The 19,671-nt window shown below is 58.2% G+C and carries 16 protein-coding genes; 5 read left to right on the plus strand and 11 right to left on the minus strand.

Features of this window, described 5'->3' with window-relative positions; genetic code table 11:
* Positions 1–31 precede the first annotated feature (31 nt).
* The 5 genes from PSFL_RS27565 to kdpF all read right to left on the minus strand — a co-directional run bounded on the left by PSFL_RS27565 (position 32) and on the right by kdpF (position 7,272).
* Positions 32–2,683, minus strand: coding sequence for a DUF4118 domain-containing protein (locus tag PSFL_RS27565; protein ID WP_397470688.1), 2,652 nt, complete (start codon positions 2,681–2,683; stop codon positions 32–34).
* A 126-nt stretch (positions 2,684–2,809) separates the two neighbouring features.
* Positions 2,810–3,355: a potassium-transporting ATPase subunit KdpC gene (gene kdpC / locus PSFL_RS27570; protein WP_057439203.1), complete on the minus strand. Its 546-nt coding sequence runs from the start codon at positions 3,353–3,355 to the stop codon at positions 2,810–2,812.
* Between the two features lie 55 nt (positions 3,356–3,410).
* On the minus strand, positions 3,411–5,474 hold the full coding sequence (gene kdpB / locus PSFL_RS27575; RefSeq protein WP_057439204.1) for a potassium-transporting ATPase subunit KdpB: 2,064 nt from the start codon (positions 5,472–5,474) through the stop codon (positions 3,411–3,413).
* A 5-nt stretch (positions 5,475–5,479) separates the two neighbouring features.
* Complete coding sequence (kdpA, locus tag PSFL_RS27580) at positions 5,480–7,174, minus strand: potassium-transporting ATPase subunit KdpA (protein WP_057444681.1); 1,695 nt, start codon at positions 7,172–7,174, stop codon at positions 5,480–5,482.
* An 8-nt stretch (positions 7,175–7,182) separates the two neighbouring features.
* Complete coding sequence (gene kdpF, locus PSFL_RS27585) at positions 7,183–7,272, minus strand: K(+)-transporting ATPase subunit F (RefSeq protein WP_032863112.1); 90 nt, start codon at positions 7,270–7,272, stop codon at positions 7,183–7,185.
* Positions 7,273–7,672: 400 nt separating this feature from the next.
* Here kdpF and eat point away from each other — a divergent pair, with 400 nt between their 5' ends.
* The 3 genes from eat to PSFL_RS27600 all read left to right on the plus strand — a co-directional run bounded on the left by eat (position 7,673) and on the right by PSFL_RS27600 (position 10,041).
* Entirely contained in the window at positions 7,673–9,037 is a 1,365-nt protein-coding gene (gene eat / locus PSFL_RS27590) for an ethanolamine permease (protein WP_057439205.1), read from the plus strand.
* A gap of 111 nt (positions 9,038–9,148) precedes the next feature.
* The gene (locus tag PSFL_RS27595) at positions 9,149–9,316 is read left to right on the plus strand and encodes a DUF2897 family protein (protein WP_081044204.1); all 168 of its coding nucleotides are present in this window, start codon (positions 9,149–9,151) and stop codon (positions 9,314–9,316) included.
* 134 nt (positions 9,317–9,450) lie between these two features.
* On the plus strand, positions 9,451–10,041 hold the full coding sequence (locus PSFL_RS27600) for a TetR/AcrR family transcriptional regulator (protein ID WP_057439206.1): 591 nt from the start codon (positions 9,451–9,453) through the stop codon (positions 10,039–10,041).
* A 17-nt stretch (positions 10,042–10,058) separates the two neighbouring features.
* On the opposite strand, the gene PSFL_RS27605 is transcribed toward PSFL_RS27600, so the two are convergent.
* Complete coding sequence (locus tag PSFL_RS27605) at positions 10,059–10,394, minus strand: helix-hairpin-helix domain-containing protein (protein WP_057958909.1); 336 nt, start codon at positions 10,392–10,394, stop codon at positions 10,059–10,061.
* Between the two features lie 305 nt (positions 10,395–10,699).
* Between PSFL_RS27605 and PSFL_RS27610 the strand changes: the two genes are divergently transcribed.
* Together PSFL_RS27610 and PSFL_RS27615 are read left to right on the plus strand one after the other, a co-directional pair.
* On the plus strand, positions 10,700–11,560 hold the full coding sequence (locus tag PSFL_RS27610; protein ID WP_115129375.1) for a 3-hydroxyacyl-CoA dehydrogenase family protein: 861 nt from the start codon (positions 10,700–10,702) through the stop codon (positions 11,558–11,560).
* A gap of 47 nt (positions 11,561–11,607) precedes the next feature.
* Positions 11,608–12,348 carry an acyltransferase gene (locus PSFL_RS27615; protein WP_397470689.1) on the plus strand — a complete coding sequence of 247 codons (741 nt, stop codon included), beginning with the start codon at positions 11,608–11,610 and terminating at the stop codon, positions 12,346–12,348.
* A gap of 65 nt (positions 12,349–12,413) precedes the next feature.
* Here PSFL_RS27615 and PSFL_RS27620 read toward each other — a convergent pair whose 3' ends face one another.
* The 5 genes from PSFL_RS27620 to PSFL_RS27640 form a co-directional block, all read right to left on the minus strand.
* On the minus strand, positions 12,414–14,408 hold the full coding sequence (locus PSFL_RS27620; protein ID WP_057439209.1) for a nucleoside-diphosphate sugar epimerase/dehydratase: 1,995 nt from the start codon (positions 14,406–14,408) through the stop codon (positions 12,414–12,416).
* 183 nt (positions 14,409–14,591) lie between these two features.
* A complete protein-coding gene (locus tag PSFL_RS27625) occupies positions 14,592–16,649 on the minus strand; it encodes an acyltransferase family protein (protein WP_057958953.1) in 2,058 nt (685 codons plus the stop codon).
* Positions 16,650–16,736: 87 nt separating this feature from the next.
* A complete protein-coding gene (locus tag PSFL_RS27630; protein WP_057439211.1) occupies positions 16,737–17,747 on the minus strand; it encodes a glycosyltransferase family 4 protein in 1,011 nt (336 codons plus the stop codon).
* The gene (locus PSFL_RS27635) at positions 17,744–18,712 is read right to left on the minus strand and encodes an SDR family oxidoreductase (protein WP_057958906.1); all 969 of its coding nucleotides are present in this window, start codon (positions 18,710–18,712) and stop codon (positions 17,744–17,746) included. Before PSFL_RS27635 ends, PSFL_RS27630 begins: the two co-directional genes overlap by 4 nt.
* Positions 18,709–19,620, minus strand: coding sequence for a glycosyltransferase (locus PSFL_RS27640; protein ID WP_057439212.1), 912 nt, complete (start codon positions 19,618–19,620; stop codon positions 18,709–18,711). The genes PSFL_RS27635 and PSFL_RS27640 overlap by 4 nt, the downstream gene beginning before the upstream one ends.
* Between the last annotated feature and the right edge of the window lie 51 nt (positions 19,621–19,671).

Below are 19,671 nucleotides of genomic sequence, written 5' to 3' on the forward strand. Positions count from 1 at the left end.
CTGAAAAAAGTTAAGAGTAGCGCACTGCGTCTCACGCTTCACTGTCCGGGCTCGGCTGGGTCTGCAACGGCAGGAACAGGGTGATGCACGTGCCCCGCCCGTCTATGCCCTCGGTCACGCTGATATGCCCGCCGTGGGCGCCGACCATGCCCTGGCAGATTGCCAGGCCGAGCCCGGTGCCCTGCCCGCCCCGGTCGCCCCGTGCGGCGGTGTAGAACATATCGAAAATCTTCGCCCGCTCTTCCTCGGGAATACCCGGACCTTCATCACTGACCGAAAAAAACACCGCCTGTTCGGCGACGCCAGCACGCAGTTGCAAGCGGCCATGGGGCGGTGAAAAACGCGCGGCGTTTTCCAGCACATTGACCAACGCCTGCTCGATCAAGGCAGCATGCACATACAGCAATGGCAACTCCAGCGGCACATCGGTACTCACCTGCAACGGCGCCAGCACTGCACGCAAACGGCCGAGGGAGCTGCCGACGATATCGCCGGGCGACACCCAGTCCCGCGCCAGCTTCAAGGCACCATGGCCGAGGCGGGTCATGTCCAGCAGGTTCTGGATATAGCGGTCCAGGCGCTCGGCTTCATCGCGGGTGCCTTCCAGCAACTCGCGGCGATCTTCCAGGGGAATGGCTTCGCCCAGGGCCAGCAGGCTGTCGATGCTGCCGCGCATGGAGGTCAGCGGCGTGCGCAAGTCATGGGACACCGAGGCCAGCAAGGCACTGCGCAGTTGCTCGGTCTCGCCATGCAAACGGGCGGCCTCCAGGTTCTGCGCCAACTGGGCGCGGGCCAGGGCCTGGGCCAATGGCTGGCTCAAGGCCGTGAGCAGGCGCCGACGTTGGCCACTGAGCTCCAGGCCAGCCTTGGGGCTGACGCCGAGCAGGCCCAGCGGACCGTTTTCAGCAGACAACGGCCACCACCACCAACGCCCAAACGGCAAGGTTCCGGTGCCCATGCCCGCCGGCTGGTCGTGCTGCCAGGCCCAGTCGGCGGCGGCGCGCTCGGCCTCGGTAAAGGTGAGCGGCCCGCCGGTCTCGACCGTCCAGTCACCGGGCCCGTCGCGATTGACCAGGCACAACTGCAAATCGCTCCAGCCCTGCAGATGATGGGCCGCCGCGCTGATCACCGCCTGGCGATCAGTAGCAGCGGTGAGTTTGCGCGACAGGTCGAGCAGTTCGCTGGTTTCTTCCTGGGTGTCGCGCAGGGCCTGCAATTGCCGACGCTGGCGGGCGGCGAGGTTGCCGGTCAGCGCCGCCATCAGCAGGAAGAACAGCAAGGTCAGCACATCTTCTTCACGCTGGATAGCGAAGGAGAAATTCGGCGGAATAAACAAAAAGTCATAGGTCAGGAACGACAGCGCAGCGCAGGCCAATGCCGGCCCCAGGCTGCTGCGCACCGCCACCAGCAGCACTGCGGCGAGGAACACCAGAGAGATGTTGGGCAGCGGCAGAATACTCGACACCGCCCACGCCAACGCACTGGCCAGCACCGTTGCCAGCAGCGCCAGGGCGTAATCGAACCACACCAGGCCACGCACATCGGGCAAACGCGGCGCGGCGGGTGTTCCATCGCTGTCGAGGATATTGATTTCCAGGCCCCGGGCATTGCGCAACAAACGCGCCGCCAGGCCGCCACCGAACAGTCGGCGCCGCCAGCGCGGGCGCGACTGCCCCACCAGCACCAGGCTGGCACGGCGCTCGGCAGCATGCTGGATCAGGGTCTTGGCCACCTCGCCGGCACGCAGCAACACCACTTCGCCACCCAGACGCTCGGCCAGTTGCTGGGCATTTTGCAGCCTCAACCGAGACTGTTCGTCACGCACTCGGCCGTTGTCCACATGCACCATGCTCCAGGGCAGATGCCGGCGCTGGGCCACACGGCTGGCGTGACGCACCAGGCGTTCGGCCTCGGCGTCGCCATCCACCCCCACCAGCAAGCGCCCGCGCACGGCGGGCGCGGCCTGGCCCAATTGCCGGTAGCCCTGGGCCAGATCGTCATCGACGTGCGCGGCGGCAGTCTGCATCGCCAACTCGCGCAGGGCCATGAGGTTGGTCTGGGTAAAGAATGCGTCGATGGCCGCGCGCGCCTGCTCCGGCACATAGACCTTGCCGTCGCGCAGGCGCTCCAGCAGCTCGCGGGATGGCAGGTCGATCAGCAGTAACTCATCGGCTTCCTGCAGCACCCAGTCCGGCAGGGTTTCGCGTACCTGCACGCCGGTGATGCCACGTACCTGATCGTTGAGGCTTTCCAGGTGCTGGACGTTGACCGTGGTGAACACGTTGATGCCGGCGGAGAGCAGCTCCTGGATGTCCTGCCAGCGCTTTTCGTGGCGGCTGCCGGGGGCGTTGCTGTGGGCCAGTTCGTCCACCAGCACCAGCTTGGGCTTGGTGGCGAGCAAGCCGTCGAGGTCCATTTCTTCGAGCATCACCCCACGGTATTCCGAGCGCAGCAGCGGCTGCTGGGGCAAGCCACTGAGCAAGGCCTCGGTCTCGGCGCGGCCATGGGTCTCGACCACCCCGGCCACCACTTTGACGCCCTGGCGCAACTGGGTGTGGGCGGCCTGGAGCATGGCGTAGGTCTTGCCCACGCCCGGTGCGGCACCGAGGAATACCTTGAGCCGGCCACGGCCGTGCTTGGGTAGGTCGGCTAGGAGGGCGTCGGCGCGGCCGGAGTCACTCATGGGGCAGTCTTCTTTCAGTTAGGGATGTTGGGTACATACAGCCGCCATCGCCGGCAAGTCAGTTCCCACATCCGGAATGCATTCCAAGTGTGGGAGCGGGCTTGCCCGCGATGGCGGCGCAACGGCCTACAACTTTTCCAGCGCCATATTCAGCGCCAGTACATTCACCACCGGCGGCCCCACCAGCGGCTGTTCGATATGCTCGTCCATCAAGCGCTCCAGGGTCGACACCGGCAACTGGCGTGCCGCCGCCACCCGCGCCAGTTGATAGGCAATTGCCTGCGGTGGCAAGTGTGGATCAAGACCGCTGCCGGAGGTAGTCAAGAGTGCCAGGGGCACCGGGCCCTGGCCGGGGCCCTGAATTTTCGCGGCGTCGTCAAACACCCGCGTTGCCAGCGCCGGGTTGCTCGGGCCGAGGTTGCTGGCACTGCTGGACACGGTGGCAAACGCACCCGCCGAAGGCCGCGAGTGGAACCAGCGCTCGCCGGTAAATTCCTGGGCAATCAGGCTGGAACCGCGCACCTTGCCTTCGGCGTCACGCACCAGGCTGCCATTGGCCTGGTCGGGAAAGGCCACCTGGGCGACGCCGGTCACTACCAACGGATAGGCCACGCCCGTGATCAGGGTCATCAATACCAACAGGCTCAAGGCCGGACGGATCATGCTGGACATTTCATCTTCCTCAATTGATTCGTGACCTGTAGGAGCCAGCTCCTACAGGGTTGGGTCAGACCAGGTGCAGCGCTGTCAGCAGCATGTCGATCGCCTTGATCCCGGCGAACGGCACCACAAGCCCGCCCACGCCATAGATCAACAGGTTGCGTCGCAGCAGTGCCGCCGCACTCGCCGCCTGCACCCGCACACCGCGCAGGGCCAGGGGGATCAGCACCACGATGATCAGCGCGTTGAACACAATCGCCGAAAGGATCGCGCTCTGCGGGCTGTTCAGGTGCATCACGTTAAGCACCCCCAGTTGCGGGTAGATCGAGGCAAACAGCGCCGGCAGGATGGCGAAGTACTTGGCCACGTCGTTGGCAATCGAAAAGGTGGTCAGCGCACCACGGGTCACCAGCAATTCCTTGCCGACCTGCACCACGTCCAGCAGCTTGGTCGGGTCGCTGTCGAGGTCGACCATGTTCGCCGCTTCGCGCGCCGCCTGGGTGCCGTCATTCATGGCCATGCCCACGTCCGCCTGGGCCAGGGCCGGGGCGTCGTTGGCACCGTCGCCACACATGGCCACCAGGCGCCCGTCGTTCTGCTCGTGGCGGATGCGCGCCAGTTTCTTCTCCGGCGTGGCTTCCGCCAGCACATCATCCACACCCGCTTCGGCGGCAATCGCGGCGGCGGTCAATGGGTTATCGCCGGTCACCATCACCGTGCGGATCCCCAGCTTGCGCAGCTCGGCAAAGCGCTCACGGATACCCGGCTTGACCACGTCCTTGAGGTGGATCGCGCCGAGCAATTTACCGTCGGCACACACCAGCAACGGAGTGCCGCCGCTCTGAGCGATTTTGTCGATTTCCCGGGACAGCGCGGGCAACAGGTCTTGGCGTTGCAGACCGATAAACGCCAGCAGCGAATCGACAGCGCCTTTACGGTAGACGCGGCCCTGGTAATCCACCCCGGACAAGCGCGTTTCGGCGCTGAACGGCACGCCGGTCAGCTCTTGCACAGAGGGCTCGGTGTACGGATGCAAGGCGCGCAGGTATTCGACGATGGATTTGCCTTCTGCCGTATCGTCGGCCAGCGAGGCCAGCAGCGCGCCTTCGGCCAATTCCTTGCCATTGACGCCGGGCGCGGCATAGATGCCTGCACAGCGCCGGTTACCGAAGGTGATGGTGCCGGTCTTGTCCAGCAACAGCACATGCACGTCCCCCGCCGCTTCCACGGCGCGCCCGGACTTGGCGATCACGTTGAGGCGCACCAGGCGGTCCATGCCGGCGATGCCGATGGCCGACAACAGGCCACCGATGGTGGTGGGAATCAGCGTGACCAGCAGCGCCACCAGGAACACCAGGGGCAGGCTGCCATTGGCGAAGTGGGCGAAGGGCTGCAAGGTCACGACCACCAGCAGGAAGATCATGGTCAAGCCGATCAGCAGGATATCCAGCGCCACTTCGTTGGGGGTTTTCTGGCGTTTGGCGCCTTCCACCAAAGCGATCATGCGGTCGAGTGTCGATTCACCAGGGTTGGCGGTGATGCGAATCACCAGCCAGTCCGAGACCAGCCGAGTATTGCCGGTGACGGCCGAGCGGTCGCCGCCGGATTCGCGGATCACTGGTGCGGATTCACCGGTAATCGCCGCTTCATTGACCGCCGCAATACCCTCGATGACTTCGCCGTCGCCAGGGATCATTTCCCCGGCCGCAACCCGCACCACATCGCCTTTGCGCAGGCTGGTGGCGGGCACTACCGTGAAGCTGCCGTCTGCCTCCTGGCGTCGTGCACTCAGGCCTTCACTGCCAGCCTTGAGGCTGTCGGCACGGGCCTTGCCACGGCCCTCGGCCAGGGCTTCGGCGAAGTTGGCGAACAGCACGGTGAACCACAGCCACAGGGCAATCTGCACTGCGACAAAGGTCGGCACGCTGCTGTCCGGCACCAGGCACAGCACGGTGGTGAGGATCGCGGTCAGTTCGACCACCAGCATCACCGGCGAACGCTTCAACTGGCGCGGGTCCAGCTTGACGAACGCCTGGATCAGGGCCGGGCGCCACAGGGCCGAGATCGAGGTCTTGGCCGACTCCTGGGTCTTGACCGGAGCGGCATTGTTTACAGGCATATTCATGTTCATACCCCTTAGAAGCCCATGCTCAGGTGTTCAGCGATAGGGCCCAGTGCCAGCGTCGGCAGGAACGTCAGGCCGCCCACCAGCAAAATGGTCACGGTCAACAACGTCACGAACAACGGGCCGTGGGTCGGGAAACTGTCCTGGCCAATCGGTGCGCTTTTCTTCATCGCCAGGCTGCCGGCCAGGGCCAGTACCGGGAGGATGTAGCCGAAGCGTCCGATCAACATGCCCAAGCCCAGCATCAGATTGTGAAACGGGGTATTGGCGCCCAGGCCACCAAAGGCCGAACCGTTGTTGGCACTGGCTGAGGTGTAGCCATAGAGCAACTGGCTGAAGCCGTGGGGGCCAGGGTTGCTGATGGTTGCAGCAGTGGCCGGCACGCTGGCGGCAATCGCGCCGAGCACCAGTACGCCTACGGGCATCACCAACAGGGTCACCACCAGCAGTTGCACTTCCCGGGCCTGGAGTTTCTTGCCGAGGTATTCCGGGGTGCGGCCGATCATCAAGCCGGCGAGGAACACCGCGATCAGCACGTTGAGCAGCATGCCGTACATACCGGCACCGACGCCGCCGAAGATCACTTCGCCGACCATCATATTGACCAGCGCCACCATCCCGCTCAGGGGGTTGAGGCTGTCCTGCATGCCGTTGACCGAACCGTTGGACGCCGCCGTGGTGGTCACCGACCACAACACGGTGCCGGTAGTGCCGAAACGCATTTCCTTGCCTTCCAGGGGCGCAGTCTGCTCGACCGCCGGGTTGTTCAGGGTCGGGTTGGGCTGATACTCGGACCACAGCGACACCGAACCGCCAATCAGGAACAGCGCGAGCATGCAGCCGAGAATCGCCCGGCTCTGGCGCAGGTCCTTGACGTAGTGGCCGAAGGTGAACACCAGCGCCACCGGAATCAGGATGATCGCCGCCACTTCAAACAGGTTGGCCCAGGCAGTCGGGTCTTCGAACGGATGCGCCGAGTTGACCCCGAAGAAGCCACCGCCGTTGGTCCCCAGTTGCTTGATCGCAATCTGGCTGGCCGCCGGGCCGAGTGGGATCACCTGATCGACGCCCTGCATCGTCAGCGCGCTGACGTAGTGAGCGAAGGTTTGCGGCACGCCCTGCCAGACCAGAAAGAGCGCCAGCACCAGGCACAATGGCAGCAAGCCATAGAGGGTGGCGCGGGTCATATCCACCCAGAAATTGCCCAGGGTGCTGGCGGACTTGCGACCAATCCCACGGCAAAGGGCGACAAGCACCGCAAGGCCAGTGGCCGCACTGACAAAGTTCTGCACGGTCAGGCCGACCATCTGGCTCAGGTAGCTGAGGCTGGCTTCACCACTGTAGGACTGCCAGTTGGTGTTGGTCATGAAACTGACGGCGGTGTTGAACGCCTGCGTCCATTCCTGCCCAGGCAACTGCTGCGGGTTGAGCGGCAGGTAGTCCTGGAACAACAGGATCGCAAACAACAACAAAAAGCCCGCCAGGTTGAAGGCCAGCAGGGCCAGGGTGTACTTCTGCCAACTTTGTTCTTGTTGTGCATCGACCCCGGCCACGCGATAACACACGCGCTCGACCGGCCCGAACACTGGCGTAAGCCAAGTGCGCTGCCCTTCCATCACCTTGTAGTAGAACCGCCCCAGAAATGGCGCTGGAACCAGCACCACGGCGAAGAAGGCGATGATCAGCCAATAGTCATAACTGTGCATAGCCGCTCCTAGCCCCGATCCGCGCGCAACAGCGCAACCAGCAGATAAATGAATAGCGCCACGGCCAGTAGCAGTGACACCCCATCCAGAACACTCATGGAAGTTTCTCCGTCAGACGGCGACTGCCGCGTATGGAGGTATTGTCCGCAGGAGGGGCGTAAAGGAACGAGGGCGAGGGGGTGGAGGGGGCGTAAAGATGGCGTAAAGAGTGGGTTGGGCGTGAGGTTTTCGGGGCTGTTGAGGCCGCTATCGCGGGCAAGCCCGGCTCCCACAGTTGACCGGGTGCATCCTTGGGAATACGGCTAAATGCGGCAGCCGGGCTTGCCCGCAATAGCATCAGCCTATCCGCCGCCGCCCTACCCTGGTGCACGGAATTACGGTCGCAAACAACAAACTATCTCCCGGGCGACAGTTCCTGCCCTTTACGACGCCCTTTTCCAAGCTGGCATGGCCGCTGCAATGTCCTGAAACATTCCAAACCGTTCTGGGAGCAGCGCAATGAACACCCAACTCAAGCCCACCTTGGGCACCTTGCATCTGTGGGGCATCGCCGTGGGGCTGGTGATCTCCGGCGAATACTTTGGCTGGAGCTATGGCTGGGGCGTGGCCGGGACGCTGGGCTTTTTGGTGACGTCATTGATGGTCGCTGCCATGTACACCTGTTTCATCTTCAGCTTCACCGAACTGACCACCGCAATTCCCCATGCCGGTGGGCCGTTTGCCTACAGCCGGCGGGCGTTCGGCGAGAAAGGCGGGCTGATCGCCGGGCTGGCCACCTTGATCGAGTTCGTCTTCGCGCCTCCGGCGATTGCCCTGGCCATCGGCGCCTACCTGAATGTGCAATTCCCCGCACTCGACCCGAAACACGCAGCGGTCGGGGCCTACTTTGTGTTCATGGGCTTGAATATTCTCGGGGTGAAACTGGCCGCGACCTTCGAGCTGGTGGTGTGCGTGCTGGCCGTGGCCGAACTGTTGGTCTTTATGGGCGTGGTGGCACCGGCATTCAGCTTCAGCAACTTCGCCCTCAACGGCTGGGCGGGTGCCGACACCTTTGGCGCGCCGGCGATAGCCGGGATTTTTGCCGCGATCCCCTTCGCCATCTGGTTCTTCCTCGCCATCGAAGGCGCCGCCATGGCCGCCGAAGAAGCCAAGGACCCCAAGCGCACGATTCCCAAGGCTTATATCAGCGGCATCCTGACCCTGGTGTTTTTGGCCATGGGTGTAATGTTCTTTGCCGGCGGCGTGGGCGACTGGCGCACCCTGTCGAACATCAACGACCCCTTGCCCCAGGCAATGAAAACCGTGGTAGGTGAAAGCTCCGGCTGGCTGCACATGCTGGTGTGGATCGGCCTGTTTGGCCTGGTGGCCAGCTTCCACGGCATCATCCTCGGCTACTCGCGCCAGTTCTTCGCCCTGGCCCGCGCCGGCTACCTGCCCTCCTCCCTGGCCAAGCTGTCACGCTTCCAGACACCCCACCGGGCGATCCTCGCCGGCGGCGTGGTGGGCATCGCCGCCATCTACAGCGACGGCCTGATCAACCTTGGCGGCATGACCCTGACCGCCGCGATGATCACCATGGCCGTGTTCGGCGCCATCGTCATGTACATCATGAGCATGCTCAGCCTGTTCAAGCTGCGTAAGAGCGAACCGTTGCTGGAACGCACCTTCCGCGCGCCGGGCTACCCGATCGTGCCGGCCATTGCGCTGATCCTGGCGCTGGTCTGCCTGGTGGCCATGGCGTGGTTCAATACCCTGATCGGCCTGATCTTCCTAGGGTTCATGGCCGCAGGTTTCATCTACTTCCAACTGACCGCCCAAGACCGCGCCGATGCGCCAGCGGATGCGATGTTGACCGGGCTCTAAACCAGCGAGGCAGAACGGGCCTACAATGGAACGACTGACGAAAGCCGTCACTCAAAGCTGATAGTGCCGTGGGGAATCTTCCCCATGGCAGTCGGCCTCAAGGAGAGCCCTATGCCCTGGTATGCCTGGTTGATCATGGTGGTCGCCATCGGTTCGATCGTTGGTGGCTTGCTGATGCTGCGTGACAGCGCCAACAAAGTGGAACTGACCGACGAACAACGCAAACGTGTCGCCGAGCGCAATGCTCAGGCCGACGCCAAGGACGCGCAGGATCGCTGAAACAAACGCCCCGTGCTGACCGTTACCGGCAGCACGCCAGGCGAGTCGATCTAGATTAAGGCAAATTTGTAATCGCTCCGCGAAACAGCACCAAACCTTGGTTAATATGGCCCTATGTTTCAGAGGGCCCTCTCATGCGCTACTCGCACAATCACAAAGCTCAAACCCACCAGCGCATCATTAAAGAGGCGTCGGTGCGCTTTCGCCGCGACGGCATTGGCGCCACCGGCCTGCAACCCCTGATGAAAGCCTTGAACCTGACCCATGGCGGGTTCTACGCCCACTTCAAATCCAAGGACGAACTGGTGGAAAAGGCCCTGCAAGCCGCCTCCGCCGAACTGGACGCGCATTGCGCGATGCTCTTCAGCCAGGAACGACCGCTGGAAGCCTTTATCGACAGTTACCTGTCAGAGTGGCATCACACCTCCCCCGACCAAGGTTGCCCGTTGCCCACCATGTCCTCGGAACTGGGACAGCGCGGGCAACAGAGCCCCACCACCGATACAGTCCTCGACGCCCGGCTCAAGCAAATCGAAACCGCATTGGGCAGCCCCAATGCCGACGAACAAAGCCTGGTGATGATGTCGACACTGGTAGGTGCATTGGTCCTGGCGCGCAGTGTCGAAAACCCGGAACTGGCGACACGCATTCTCGATGTGGTGCGAGAAAGCCTGAAAACCGGGGTCAATACAGCCCCTGCCGACATAAAAAAGGCCGGTCAATGACCGGCCTCCTGCCTTGATTACTTAACCTCCAGCCTGTCGCGATTCTTCTCCAGCAGCGACTTGCCAATCCCCTTCACTTCCAGCAACTCATCCACCACCGTGAACGATCCATTGGACTCGCGATAAGCAATGATCGCCTTGGCCTTGGCCGCGCCAATGCCAAACAGATCACGGCGCAGGGTTTCAGCGTCCGCTGCGTTGAGGTTGACCTTGGGGGTGGGTTGTTCGCTTGCGCTCAACTGAGCCGCGAGCGGCTGCGGCGCCTCAGGCTTGGCCGATGGGGCGGCGATCGACACGGCGGACAGGCTGGTGAGGAAGGCAAAAAGCAGGGAGGAAAAAACGGATCTACGCATTAGAGACGCTCCATGACATCAGTGGGAAAAGCAGCTTTCCGAAGCTGCTTTTCAAACTTAGGTGATGTGGGGGGATAGTCAAAAATGGGTGAGTTACAACATATGGCAGCCGAAAATAAGCGCCGCCCTCCTCCAGCAACCACGTGGCCAGGGGCTGGAGAGACAAAGTAAAATCAACACCTGCCTGAAATATCAACGCTTATCTAAACGCCCTGTGTCGGAGCAGGCACTGATTGCTTCATCTTGCCAGGTGAATTGGATATCATGGAATTTTTCGAAAAGAAGCGAGCCGGGACGAAATGCGAATGTCGACAGACCTGTACTCTGTAGCGGTAATTGGAACAGGCACTATGGGTAAAGGAATAGTACAGATCCTCGCGCAGTCGAATCAAATCTCGACCGTATTCTGGAAAGGGCGCAGCCTTGCTTCTGTTAATGACTCTCTAGTTGAGTTGGAAAACCAATGGAGTCGCCAAGTAAAAAAAGGCCGCCTGGAAGAATCACTTGCCCGTCAATACCGCGAAAAAATAGTTACTGTTGAGCATTACACTTCACTGTCTGACTCAAAGCTAATCATTGAAGCTATTGCAGAGAACATGGATGCCAAACAAGCGATATTCAAAGAACTTTCGACTATTTCCTCATCCGAAATGGTCCTGGCTTCAAATACATCCTCGCTGTCAATCACCGGACTAGCCTCGCTGTGTGCCTTCCCTCAAAACGTAGTTGGCCTACACTTCTTCAATCCGGCGCCGGTCATGAAACTAACTGAAGTTATTGCTGGACTAGCCACTTCAAGTGACACGCTTGACTGGGCGGTTAATTTTTCCAAGGGCTTGGGGAAAGAGCCTGTCATTGTTAACGAAGCCCCCGGATTCATCGTCAACCGCATGTTGATTCCAATGATCAACGAAGCCATCGGTATTCTTGCAGAGGGCGTCGCCACGGCCGAGGAAATTGATAAGGCGATGCGCTACGGCGCCAACCACCCAATAGGCCCGTTGGCACTTGCGGACTTGATTGGCAACGATGTGAATCTCTCGATCATGGAAACACTACACAATGAAACAGGCGACCCAAAATATCGTGCCCATGCGCTGCTGAGAAAAATGGTCAGAGCCAATCATCTCGGTAGAAAAACAGGCCAGGGTTTTTATAAATACTAATTCGTAAACAATGCGCTTTCAAAGTGCGTTGCAGAAGGGAGATATCAATGATACATGCAACCGCACTTATAGATGATGGTGCAAAAATTGGAAATAATGTCAGTATTGGCCCTTACAGTATTGTTCATAAAAATGTCGTTATCGGTGATAACACCGAGATCGGGGCTTACTGCGAAATTGGCTTGCCGACAAAGCTTGCAAACGGACGCCCGTTGATCATTGGCAAAGACGCCGTCATCCGCTCTCACAGCGTATTTTATGAAGGCTCGACTTTTGGTACAAACCTGGTTACAGGCCATCGAGTCACAGTAAGAGAGCTGACAACAGCTGGCGACGGTTTCCAGATTGGCACTTTGGGCGATATCCAGGGCCACTGCGAGATTGGCGACTATGTCAAATGCCATAGTAATGTTCACATTGGACAGCACTCGACAGTAGGCAACTACGTCTGGATCTTCCCCTACGTGGTCCTGACCAACGACCCTCACCCGCCGAGTGAAGTGATGGCAGGCGTAACAATCGAAGATTTCGCGGTCATCGCCACCATGTCGGTCATACTGCCCGGCGTTACCGTCAAAAAGGGTGCCTTGGTAGGTGCCCACAGCTCCGTGAATAAGGACGTCGCTCCAGATGCCGTGGTTGCCGGCTCGCCCGCAAAGTTTATTTGCGGCACGGAGAAGATCAAATTGAAGGATGGTTCGGGGAATCACGCCTATCCATGGCGTCGCCATTTCCACCGCGGCTATCCAGAGAAAGCCGTCACTGAATGGATCAAGGAATTTTCGTAAGACCCGCTGACGTCGGCTCATCGGTAAACCTTTTCACAGGTCTCACCGATGAGCCAGATAGTACTTCAAGGCTCCAGGCGACGCTGCTGGTAGATCCAGTCCACGATCTCACCATCCGGAGCATATCCACTGACCGTATCGCGTAGCAGTTGACGGACCCGGCTGTAGTCGTCCGCATCAACCGCTGCCAGTAGTTCTGTCAGCTTCCCTTTGAGTATCTCCCAATCCAGATGATCCTCGTTGGCACTCATAATCATCGGATGCTGGGTGGCTACTACGTTGTCGCCAATCAGCAGCTCTTCGTAGAGTTTTTCACCGGGACGCAACCCGGTGAACTCAATGGCAATATCACCATGAGGGTTTCTATCCGAGCGAACACTCAAGCCAGACAGATGAATCATCTTCTCTGCCAACTCGACGATTCTCACCGGCTCGCCCATATCGAGCACGAACACATCCCCGCCCTGCCCCATTGAGCCCGCCTGGATCACCAACTGGGCCGCTTCAGGGATAGTCATGAAGTAACGCGTGATCTTCGGGTGAGTGACCGTGAGCGGTCCACCTGATTTGATCTGCTTGTGAAACAACGGAATAACCGAGCCGGACGAACCCAATACATTGCCAAAGCGAACCATGGTGAAACGGGTCTTATTGACGCGGGAAACATTGGTCTTGTCGCCAAACAATACCGGTGCCAACTCACGGCTCAACGCCTGCAACGTCAATTCGGCCAAACGCTTGGTACTGCCCATTACATTGGTCGGGCGCACAGCCTTGTCCGTGGAGATCAGCACAAAGTTGGAGACCCCCGCCTGCAGCGCTGCCTGGGCGGTGTTCAATGTACCAATGACATTGTTCAGAACACCCTCTGCAATGTTGTGCTCAACCATCGGTACATGCTTGTAAGCTGCCGCATGGTAGACAGTATCGACATGCCAGGTTTTCATCATGTCGAGCAATTTTGCCTGGTTGCGTACCGAACCTAGGATCGGCAGCAAGCGAACTGGCAGCGACTCACGGGTAATACGCTGCTCAAGCTCGGACAAGATGCTGTAAAGGTTGAACTCACTGTGTTCGAACAGCAACAAAGTAGTCGGACGCAACGCCAGGATCTGCCGGCACAGCTCTGAACCAATAGAACCTCCCGCCCCCGTCACCAGGACGCTCTGTCCCTTGATGCAATGCTCCAGCAGGTCGCCCTGGGCCGGCACGGCATCACGCCCGAGCAAGTCGGCAATGTCTACTTCCTGAATGTCATCGACCTTCACCCGGCCACTGGCGAGATCCATGAAACCCGGCACGCTGCGTACGTGCAGCGGAAACCCTTCCAATAGGCCGAGAATCTCACGACGCCGCGCACGATTGGACGACGGAATGGCCAACAGAATTTCCTGGGCCCCCGTGGTGTCGATCATCTGTTGAATGTGCTTAGGCTTGAACACTTGGAGGCCGGAAATGACGCGATCCGAAATGCTGCTGTCGTCATCAATAAAAGCCACCGGGCGCATGACCCGTCCCATGCGAAGTGCGGCAACCAGTTGATTACCGGCAGCACCTGCGCCGTAGATCGCGACCTTGGTCAGGCCATCATCACGACTAGTAAACGGTACATGCTGGGCTGCCGCAAACCAGTCACCCAAAAAGTACTGGCGCATGGCCAGGCGCAAACCACCAATCATGATCAGACTGAGCCACCAGTAGTTGAACACGATAGAGCGTGGCACGACATTTTCGTGGTTGCTGTACCAATAGACGACAACCCCGAGAATTAGCGCCGACAGGCTGACCGCCTTGATGATAGCGATGAGCGCATCATTACCGAAGTACCGCATTACGGCGCGATACATGCCAAAACGGATAAACAGCGGGATCGAAACGATGGGTGCGCTGATGAACAGCCATGAATGCAAGACGATGGGGTTGACCAACTCGTCTATCCCGAGACGAACAACAAACGCCATCCACAGGGCGATCCAGACCAGCACGATATCGGCGATGACCTGGAGGATCCGTTTGCGTCTGCGAGGAAGACTCAGCAAATATGCCCGTAATTTATCCATGTTGTTACCGACTACCCCTTACTACAAACAATTGAAAAAACGCTTGACGGGCGCCGTCCACCCGTCGCTCTGATGAATTAACACGCCTAATGTCGTGGTTTTCACGGCATCATCAGAGTCCCACGCCCAACAAATCATACAGACTTAAGTATCCAAGCCAAAAAAATGCCCCCAGCCGTCTGCCTAGTTGACGGGGCTGGATGTGTATCCTGTTTCAACCAGCTTTCTGATAATCAACGGGCCCAACGCCTTTTCGGAAAAATACACCGATGCCAGGGGCGTCAAATGACCATAGTCGAACGTTACCAGGCCGGTTTTTCGGTCATCTCCCAGATACGTAAGGCAGCCGTCCTGATCACAAAATACGCTGATCGCCGACAGATACTCAAAACCTCCGGCACCCTGCGTGTATTGCTGCGCCAAGAGTTTATCAGTCTCAAGCGGCACAGGCAGAAGGTTACTGGATATCCGGCGCGGGGTTTGCGACCAGTATTTCCTTATGACCAATTGATACAAGTTTTGATCAAAACGGGGAACCGGCCCTACGACAATAACTCTCTTCACTCCGGCCCCTGTGGCTTCGCGTGCGAGTTCCTTAAAACTGTTGACCGAGTCATGGCCTTCAAGTTGCGCGATAACCAACACGTCCGGTTTTTCCTTGCGCATCACCTCCAGCGCAAACTCGTTTGATCGGTCGCAATACTGGCGCCCCCCTGTAGCGCGCCCTGGCAGGTTTGCCTCGCAACCTGAACTGGCTACCTGAAGGAGAGAGACATCGTGGGGTAACGTTTCCCTTAAACCGTACGAAAACTGCTGGGCATGGGAGTCGCCCCAGACCATTACCTTGGTATTGCTGACCGGGGTGTAGCAGCTCGCATCAATCTGTTGACGTGGTGTCATCGTCGCATTGCCCGCCCGATAGCTGTCGACATCAAAGAAGTCGCACTCGAACCTATACTTTTCAAACAGTCCGTGTTTGCTGGAATATGCCCAGCCGGGCAAGGAGTTCTCAAAATATTGAGCAAACCCCTCTCGCTCCTTGAGCGAAGACGGCAATCCAAAACGGTCAACAAAGCCGTTTTTTACAAAGGTCATGCCTCCGACTACGGCAAGTGTACCGCCGATGACAAGTAGCACTGGGGCCTTGGGGAATTTCGGGCTGATCTTGCGTAGCGGTAACTCGAGGAACCTGTAAGTCACATAAGCCAGCAAAACACTGACGCCTACTGCGAACATGCCGGAAAGAAGATTTAACTCATCCCCCCCTATGATCCGAATGAAGGTAATGACAGGCCAATGCCACAGGTAAAGGGGGTAGCTGATTAGGCCAATCCATACCAAAGGCTTGCTGGCCAGGAGCTGGCTATTCAGCCACGCCCGTGGACCTGCAAGGATCATCATCACGGCACCGCTGACCGGCATCAACGCCCAAAAACCTGGAAAAGCCTTGTATTTATCGATCAGGACAACCGAGGCGAACAAAAAGAACAGCCCCAGTACGGAGAGAATATTGCTGGCGCGCAATGAACCTATTGCGACTCCCGGCACTGACTTACCGAACACAGAGAAGTACGCGAGCAGGCTACCGGACAGTATTTCCCAGAACCTATATTGCGGCATGTAGAAGGCTGCGGAAGGGTTCACCGACAGTTTATAAAGGCCTGCGCCGAAGGAAATCAACGCCATGCCGATCAGGAGTGGCAGTACCAGGACCCGCCGCCGCCAAAAAACCCAAGCTGCCAGAGGAAACAAAATATAAAACTGCTCTTCGACACCCAATGACCATAGGTGAAGCAGGATTTTTAGTTCTGAAGATGTATCGAAATAGCCTGACTCCTTGTACAGCACCAGGTTTTGGATAAACCCGATACCACCTAGGATATGCTTGCCCAGAAACTTGAACTCCGCCGCCATCAGCGCAAACCAACCTACCGCGTAACAGGCGAGCAGAACGATGATCAACGCAGGAAAAATGCGGTTAACCCGGCGTTTGTAGAAATCAAAAAAACTAAAATTACCGGCCTCAAGGCCTTTAAAAATAATGCTTGAGATCAAATAACCAGAGATGACAAAAAAAATATCAACACCAATAAATCCGCCACGCATATAAGCCGGAAAGGCGTGATACAAAACAACTGAAATGATCGCGAATGCACGTAACCCATCGATATCAGGCCGGTAGCTCAAATGGGATGCCAATGAGTGGTTTTTTTTCACTTCCTCATTGTGTCCTTGGATCATTGCCCTGCCACCCATCTAACCGAACTCCCGAGATAAACACTCTAAATGCCGCATTGATTCACTTGCTCCAATTGCACACCGGCGGCGCTACTCTCTCTGCCCAGCCCTGTATTTGACTGCCAGGAACACCAGTGGAAGATACGCAATAACAGTACCCAGCCCTGCGTCCAGCCCAAAAAGCGCCACCGCCAATGCCAACGGCAGCAACCACACCAGATTGATGACAGCTACCGTGAGGCTGACGGGCAAATGGCGTCCATATTGACGGCTTGCAAATTGGTAAGCATGACTGCGATGGGCTTCATAGACCTTATCGCCCCGGGCAAGGCGCCGAATGAGGGTAAAGGTCGCATCCACGATAAAGACCCCCAGCATGATCAGCCAGGCGAAGAAAAACTCACTGCCGGCCCAGGCAGCCTGAATAGAAAGACCTCCCAGAATGATCCCCAGAAACCCACTGCCTGCGTCGCCCATGAAAATACGGGCTGGCGGGAAATTCCAATACAAGAAGCCAGCCACAGACACGCTCAACAACAAGGGCGCCCACATCATTGCCGGCTGCCCACTCAAAAAGTAAATCAGCGTCAAGCCGAGACAGGCACAGATGGCCTGCAGACTGGCAAGACCATCAATACCGTCCATGAAGTTGTATAGATTCAGCATCCAGACCAAATAAAACACGGCTAGGACATGACCTGCCCAACCAAGATCGAACGTAACACCAAAAGCGGTAATTGCCGGTAGCCCTTGCATCCAGGACAAAGTCCAGATCGCGGCGGAAAAATGCCCCAACAGGCGCCAACGGGCAGCAATATGACCATGATCGTCCATAAAACCGATGACAGCGACCAACAACCCAGCCCCCAGCAGCGCGGCACTCTCAGCAACCGTTATCAACTGGACAAACGCCAGCCACACGAGTGCAAGCGCAAACGTCAGTACAATAGCCACTCCACCGCCGCGTGGGGTCGGGACCGTGTGCGAACTACGGGCATTAGGAATATCAATGATGCTGCGGCGCAACGCGTATTGACGCAAGAGTGCCGTCAAGGCCAGGGAAACCAAGGCAGCAACGGGAAAGATGTACCAGTAGTTCATTCAGTACGCTCGCTGAAATAGTGCTGCGCAGTAACATCAAGACCTTGCTTGAGTGTCATTGGCGGCTGCCAACCCAACACCTCGCGCGCCTTGGTAATATCGACTTGCAGCGAGCCGCAAAGACGTTGGGACAGCGCTTTTTTGCCTAACAACGTCGCCCCCCAGACCAGCACCCATTGTGGAACCGGTATAAGCCTGGCAGGTGCGCCGAGGGATTGTGCAAGTTCGCGTAGCAGTTCAGTAGTCGACACATCCTCCCCGTCACTCGCCAAAAAGGTCTCATTGGAAGCAGCCGGGTGAGTCGTACAGGTCAAGATCAGGCTCACGAGATTATCCAGCGCAACCAGGCTTCTTTGGTTGCGTATGGCACCAAATGGCAGAGGAACACGCTTCACGAGCCATTTCATCATGCTTTCAAAGTTCGCTTTGACTCCCGGCCCATACACAAGAACCGGTCGGATAATCACCACCTCAAGCCCAGTCTCCAGCGCAAGGGCCTTCAGCGCCTCCTCCGCCTCCATCTTGGATACACCGTAAGGATCAACGGGCGCCGACAGATCGGTTTCGCGAAAAGGGCGACCTGGAGCGGTTTGCTCGCCGTTGACCTTCACTGAACTGACGAACACAAAACGCCTGGCTCCCGCGGACGCGGCACTCCGGGCCAACGCAAGGGTGTGCCCGACATTAACCCGCCGAAACGCCGCAAGTGGATCCGCTTCGGTGTCGTTCATGACGTGAACACGCGAGGCGAGATGAACAACAACATCTACGCCCTGCAAGGCTGGGTGCTCTGGTGACACAGCCGAGAAATCGGGAAGCACCACGTATTCAACATCTGACGCCAAAGCATCCGGCAGACGACGGATAAGGGCACGCACCTGATAATCAGTGCTCCCCTGCAATTGTTGAATCAGATGACGGCCGACAAAACCGCTGGCGCCGGTGACCAATAACTGGGTTTTCATTTCTTTTGCCTCAAAACCGCCAACACCAGACACAAACCAGCGAATACCAACTTATCCCGTGGGCGTCTGCGGCACTTCGCGGCACTGGTCGCCAAGCGCAGCAGGTCCAGGCGCCCCAGCCCGATCCAGCGCCGGACAAAAGGTTCGTTAGCCATACCGACCATGCCGGCGATCAGTGCTGCTTGATTCAGCCACCAACCATCTAACACTTGGGAAAGGCGTTTCTTGAACGCCTTTGAGCCGCTATTCACCCCGACCTGGTTACCACCGTGCTGGCGATAGCGCATATAAGGCCGGCTATCGATCACCCACTTGAATCCGTGTGAACGGCTATACGCATAACAATACCAATCATGCAACGTTACACCCTGTACTTGTACAAAACGACCGTTGATATGCTGTTGAAGCTCAACAAACAGACGCCGGGAAAAGACGTAAGTGCACCCAGGCCCGGCCGCTTCAAACAAATGATCGAACGCAACCTGAGGTTGCGATTTGACAATGATCGACTCACGACCATCCGGCCAGAATGCCGTTACATTGCCGGAGTAGCCGTCAGCCCCAGTATCGTTCATGTGCTGCGTGGCGCTGGCAAGTTTGTCTGCCAGCCATATATCGTCCTGGTCAGCGAATGAAAAATAATCAAAGCCATCAGTGGGTGCTTCATTGACCAGGCGGAAAAAATTTCGTGCCGCACCGCCAAATTTTTCACCGTGGGCCAGACATTTGACTCTTGAGTCTCTCTGGCACAGTTGATCGACCCATTCTTCGGTACCGTCGTTGGAGCTGTCCACGCTGATCAGAATCGAAACGGATACGCCAACTTGTCCTAGGATCGAATCGACCTGCTCGGCCATCCAACGCATGCCGTTATAAGCAGCAAGCAGAACCAGAATACGTGGCTGCATCAGAATCCACCCTTAGTACTTAACCCAAAAACAATCCTTGGAATATCACGT

The organism is Pseudomonas sp. DD1 (genome assembly GCF_044510355.1).
Classification (GTDB): domain Bacteria; phylum Pseudomonadota; class Gammaproteobacteria; order Pseudomonadales; family Pseudomonadaceae; genus Aquipseudomonas; species Aquipseudomonas shahriarae.

Coding starts and splice junctions, on each gene's coding strand:
- PSFL_RS27565 (WP_397470688.1), bottom strand. CDS start 2,683: ATGAGTGACTCCGGCCGCGCCGACGCCCTCCTAGCCGACCTACCCAAG.
- kdpC (WP_057439203.1), bottom strand. CDS start 3,355: ATGTCCAGCATGATCCGTCCGGCCTTGAGCCTGTTGGTATTGATGACC.
- kdpB (WP_057439204.1), bottom strand. CDS start 5,474: ATGAACATGAATATGCCTGTAAACAATGCCGCTCCGGTCAAGACCCAG.
- kdpA (WP_057444681.1), bottom strand. CDS start 7,174: ATGCACAGTTATGACTATTGGCTGATCATCGCCTTCTTCGCCGTGGTG.
- kdpF (WP_032863112.1), bottom strand. CDS start 7,272: ATGAGTGTTCTGGATGGGGTGTCACTGCTACTGGCCGTGGCGCTATTC.
- eat (WP_057439205.1), top strand. CDS start 7,673: ATGAACACCCAACTCAAGCCCACCTTGGGCACCTTGCATCTGTGGGGC.
- PSFL_RS27595 (WP_081044204.1), top strand. CDS start 9,149: ATGCCCTGGTATGCCTGGTTGATCATGGTGGTCGCCATCGGTTCGATC.
- PSFL_RS27600 (WP_057439206.1), top strand. CDS start 9,451: ATGCGCTACTCGCACAATCACAAAGCTCAAACCCACCAGCGCATCATT.
- PSFL_RS27605 (WP_057958909.1), bottom strand. CDS start 10,394: ATGCGTAGATCCGTTTTTTCCTCCCTGCTTTTTGCCTTCCTCACCAGC.
- PSFL_RS27610 (WP_115129375.1), top strand. CDS start 10,700: ATGTCGACAGACCTGTACTCTGTAGCGGTAATTGGAACAGGCACTATG.
- PSFL_RS27615 (WP_397470689.1), top strand. CDS start 11,608: ATGATACATGCAACCGCACTTATAGATGATGGTGCAAAAATTGGAAAT.
- PSFL_RS27620 (WP_057439209.1), bottom strand. CDS start 14,408: ATGGATAAATTACGGGCATATTTGCTGAGTCTTCCTCGCAGACGCAAA.
- PSFL_RS27625 (WP_057958953.1), bottom strand. CDS start 16,649: ATGATCCAAGGACACAATGAGGAAGTGAAAAAAAACCACTCATTGGCA.
- PSFL_RS27630 (WP_057439211.1), bottom strand. CDS start 17,747: ATGAACTACTGGTACATCTTTCCCGTTGCTGCCTTGGTTTCCCTGGCC.
- PSFL_RS27635 (WP_057958906.1), bottom strand. CDS start 18,712: ATGAAAACCCAGTTATTGGTCACCGGCGCCAGCGGTTTTGTCGGCCGT.
- PSFL_RS27640 (WP_057439212.1), bottom strand. CDS start 19,620: ATGCAGCCACGTATTCTGGTTCTGCTTGCTGCTTATAACGGCATGCGT.